The sequence below is a fragment of the Bradyrhizobium sp. genome, from assembly GCF_019242285.1.
Taxonomy (GTDB): Bacteria; Pseudomonadota; Alphaproteobacteria; order Rhizobiales; family Xanthobacteraceae; genus Bradyrhizobium.
In genome coordinates, this window is sequence record NZ_JAFAVV010000817.1 from 1 (window position 1) to 3,831 (window position 3,831).

The 3,831-nt window shown below is 65.2% G+C and carries 4 protein-coding genes and 1 pseudogene; 2 read left to right on the forward strand and 3 right to left on the reverse strand.

The window, feature by feature from the left end; genetic code table 11:
- The 3 genes from JOY90_RS33580 to ugpB form a co-directional block, all read right to left on the reverse strand.
- A partial coding sequence (locus JOY90_RS33580; protein WP_291695389.1) for a tannase/feruloyl esterase family alpha/beta hydrolase occupies positions 1-1,049 on the reverse strand: 1,049 nt, incomplete at its 3' end.
- A gap of 60 nt (positions 1,050-1,109) precedes the next feature.
- A complete protein-coding gene (gene hpxZ, locus JOY90_RS33585) occupies positions 1,110-1,496 on the reverse strand; it encodes an oxalurate catabolism protein HpxZ (protein ID WP_291695390.1) in 387 nt (128 codons plus the stop codon).
- A 111-nt stretch (positions 1,497-1,607) separates the two neighbouring features.
- Positions 1,608-2,909: a sn-glycerol-3-phosphate ABC transporter substrate-binding protein UgpB gene (ugpB, locus tag JOY90_RS33590; protein WP_291695392.1), complete on the reverse strand. Its 1,302-nt coding sequence runs from the start codon at positions 2,907-2,909 to the stop codon at positions 1,608-1,610.
- A gap of 300 nt (positions 2,910-3,209) precedes the next feature.
- Here ugpB and JOY90_RS33595 point away from each other — a divergent pair, with 300 nt between their 5' ends.
- Entirely contained in the window at positions 3,210-3,425 is a 216-nt protein-coding gene (locus JOY90_RS33595) for a hypothetical protein (RefSeq protein ID WP_291695391.1), read from the forward strand.
- A 5-nt stretch (positions 3,426-3,430) separates the two neighbouring features.
- Positions 3,431-3,831 (forward strand): annotated as a pseudogene (locus tag JOY90_RS33600) (histidine kinase); the annotation flags it as partial.

A 3,831-nucleotide genomic window follows, 5' to 3' on the forward strand; every position in this document is an offset into this window, starting at 1 on the left:
GGCGCCACGGGACTCTCGACTTTCCATGCGCGCCAGTTGCCGGTGCCGATGCCGCCGTCGAGCGGCCAATCCGAATACAGCGCCTCGCCCTTGGAATTCTGCGGCCCGGCCAGACTGGTCTTCAACGCCGCGACCTTCGCCTCCGGCAGACATGTCTCGTTCTGTCCCGCTTTGCAGAGGAGGCTGCTCCAGTTGAAAGCCTTCTGACACGCGGCGAGATTGGCGGTCAGTCCGTCCTTGGCGCCATCGAGCGCGTCGCAGACCTCGATGATGCGGGAGGAAACCAGGCGGGCGTCCTCCTTGGTGATCGACTTGCGCAGGTCCGGATCGACCTTGAGGAAGGCCTGCACGTCCCAGGCATGCTGAATCGCGGCGCGCGGCAGGTCGAAACCGGGATTGCCGGCGAGGAAGCCGTCATAGGCCTCCGGCATCCGCGAGGCCGCGACCATGGCGTGGCGCCCGCCGTTGGAGCATCCCGCCATATAGGCGTGATCCGGCTCACGGCCGTAATGCAGCGCGATCATCTTGCGCGCGATCGGCGCCAGCGTGATATCCGCGGCATAGCCGTAGTCGCGCCGGGCCTGCGGGTCGAGCCCGAAGGCCGCGCCGGCGGCAAGGCCGAGCGGCTTGTTGGCGGCATCGTTGCCGGAATGACCGCTGTCGGACGACAGCACCGCAAAGCCGCGGGCGAGCGGCACCGTGCCGCCGGAAACCGCGCCGTCCGGCTTGTCGCCGAGCGCCGGCACCACCACGCCGTCATTGCCGCCGTTCACCTGGTGGAGGAAGCGTCCGTTCCACTCCGCCGGCAGGCGCAGCTCGAAACGGATGGCATAGGACTTTCCGTCGATGCCGGTGCGCGGATCGACGAGACCCGTGACGACGCAGTGCCTCGGCAGCCCCTCGCCCGCCTCCTGCCACTTCGATCCGGATATCTCCACATTGGCCTGCGCAAGGGACGCTGTTGTGATCGGGGAGCAGCTTTCGGTTTGGGCGCGCGCCGGTGAGCCCAGCGTGAGCAATGCCCCCGCAACCAGCGCCATCCCTCGCATCACCCTCTCCCGATCAGTCATGCAATCTAACTACTCCCGTCCCTTACCCGTGCAAGATGGTCAGGTCTTATCGTCAATCACGCTGACATGGGCTGCGACGATGCGCCAGCCTTCGGGAAAGCGGATCCAGGTCTGCATCTGCCGGCCGACGCGGCCCGGCATCGTATCGCGATAGAACAACGTCGAGGCGACGGCGCTATCGCGGCCATAGCTGGTGATCACGGTTTGGACGAGGCGGCGGTTCAGGCCGACGGGTGAACGCGCCGCCCGAAAACCGGAGATCGCTTGATGGCCGTACAGGTTCTCGGCGATGCCGTAGCGCAGCGTGCGGGTGTCATTACGGAACAGCTCGTTCAGGACTGCGACATCGTTGGACAGCAGCGCTTTCTCGTATCGCTCAAACGCCGCCTTCACCCCGGCAACGACATCCGGAAGGTCGATATCCATCTTCAAATTCCTCCTCGCGGCAGCGCAACGGACAAGCCCCTCCGGTCAGCGCCAATGCAATGCTTAGCATGGATAACCAGGGGGCACCCATCGGGCTGGATACGAGCGTTACTACCGCTCGGGCCCCGCGCGCTCGAATTGCCGAAGCAGCCGGTTGCCGCGCTCGACGGCGGAATCGAGCGCGGCCTGCGCCGATTTCCGACCGGCGAACGCCTGCTCCAGCTCGTCCTCGATGGCGTCGCGGATCAAGACGAACGAGCCGAGCCTGAGGCCGCGTGAATTCTCCGTCGGCGGCTTCAGCGTGATCTCTTCGATCGCGATCGAGGAGCCGGGATTGCGGCCGTAGAACCCTTGCTTGCGCGTCAGCTCGTAGGCGGCGCGGGTGATCGGCAGATAGCCCGTGTTCTGGTGCCAGGCCGCCTGAACCTCCGGCCGCGACAGGAAGGCGAAGAACTTCGCCACCCCCTTGTATTCGGCGGCCGGACGCTCGCGCAGCACCCACAGCGTGGCGCCGCCGATGATCGAGTTCTGCGGCGCGCCGGCAACGTCGGGCCAGTAGGGCATCATGCCGTAGCCGACCTCGAATTTCGAATTGGCCTTGATGTCGGCGCGCGTGCCCGAGGAGCCGATGAAGATGCCGCATTCACCCTTCTGAAACCGCGGCTCCGACGTCGTCGCGCGGCCGCTGTAATCGAAGATCTTGCTCGCCTGCCATTCCGCGAGCTGCGCGACATGGCGCGCCACGACCGGATTGTTGAAGGTCAGGGAGGTACCGAGCCCGCCGAAGCCGTTGGCCTCGGTCGCCAGCGGCAGGTTGTGGAACGCCGAGAAATTCTCGACATGGATCCAGGACGGCCAGGACGTGGTGAAGCCGCAAGGCGCGCCGCGGTCGCGCAGCCGCTTCGCCGCCTGCCCGATCTCGGGCCAGGTCTTCGGCGCCAGCTCCGGATCGAGGCCGGCGTCGCGGAACATGTCCTTGTTGTAGTAGAGGATCGGGGTCGACGAGTTGAACGGGAACGACAGCAGATTGCCGTCGAGATCGGCGTAATAGCCGGCCACGGCCGGCAGATAGGCGCCGGGCGAAAAGGCCTCGCGCTGGTCGTGCATCAACTCATGGACCGGATAGATCGCGCCTTTCGCCGCCATCATGGTCGCGGTGGCGATCTCGTTGACCTGCACGATGGCCGGCTGGCTGCGGGAACGAAAGGCGAAGATCGCCGCTCTGACCGTCTCGGTATAGTTGCCCTTGTAGCTCGGGACGACACGATAATCGGACTGCGAGGCGTTGAAATCCGCGGCGACCTTCTCGAGTTGGCGTCCGAGTTCGCCGGACATTGCGTGCCACCACATGATGTCGGTGGCCGCCGAGGCCGAGGTGAAGCTGGCCGCGGCCAATACAGCCAAGAGTTGCAATGACCTGAACAGCGAATTCAACCGCAAAACCAGCCTCTAACATCAAATCGACGCTGTCACCGGGACGCGCAATACCCCGATCCTGAACCGAGGGGCCGCTCCTCGAGCCTGCCAAGGCCGATCGCCTGCCGCCGTTGACGGCCTTCCGTCAATTAGCACAATAGCGCGATCGTGAAAACGTAAAGAAGCGTTGAACCTTTTCGGGCCGCCATAGACCTTATTGCAAGGGGAACAAGAAGTTTGCCTGTGTACCGCGCCGAGCTTCCGCGGAGCATCATACTCGTTGTCGCGCTGTTTCTGATGACAGCCGCAGCGGGTGTCTTCGCGTGCGAGTTCGGGGCGCCTGACATCCGAGGCGACGACCATCCGGCAGTCCAGGCGCTCCGCTCGATCGCCGAGCGCGAGCAGACCAGGACCGGCACGATCGATCTCAACCGCAGCTTCGAGACCTGCTTTGTCGGCCTCGCCCCGCGCGCCTCCGCGACGGCCGGACCGAACGTCCGCAGCGTGGAGTGAGGGTCTTGGCCGCACTCGGAAAACGCGAGGTTGCAGAACGGCCGGCGAGCCTCGCCGCGCAGAGCCGCACCCGCATCGTCGTGCTGTTGCGCGCGGTGCCGATCCGCTGGCGCATTCTGTCGATCGCGGCGCTGAATTCGGCGGTGGTCATGATCCTGGCGGTGCTGATCTGGAACGGCGCCAAGGTGCTCGGCACGGCGTGGGAGGATGTGCGTCAGGTGCGCGAGTCCGACAAGATTCTCGCGCGGCTCGAAACCGAGACTAGCCGGCTGCAGAATCTGATTCACCGCTACTTCAATCAGCCGAGTCCCGACCTGTTCGCCGAGATCTTGCTGTCGCGCGAAGCGGTGCTGGGCACCTTGACCAACCGCGCCTCCGCCGATCCGATGCTGTCCGGATCGGTCGA

What these genes read in the sequence shown, in the direction of transcription:
- hpxZ (WP_291695390.1), bottom strand. Translation starts at nt 1,496, where the DNA reads ATGGATATCGACCTTCCGGATGTCGTTGCCGGGGTGAAGGCGGCGTTT.
- JOY90_RS33595 (WP_291695391.1), top strand. Translation starts at nt 3,210, where the DNA reads ATGACAGCCGCAGCGGGTGTCTTCGCGTGCGAGTTCGGGGCGCCTGAC.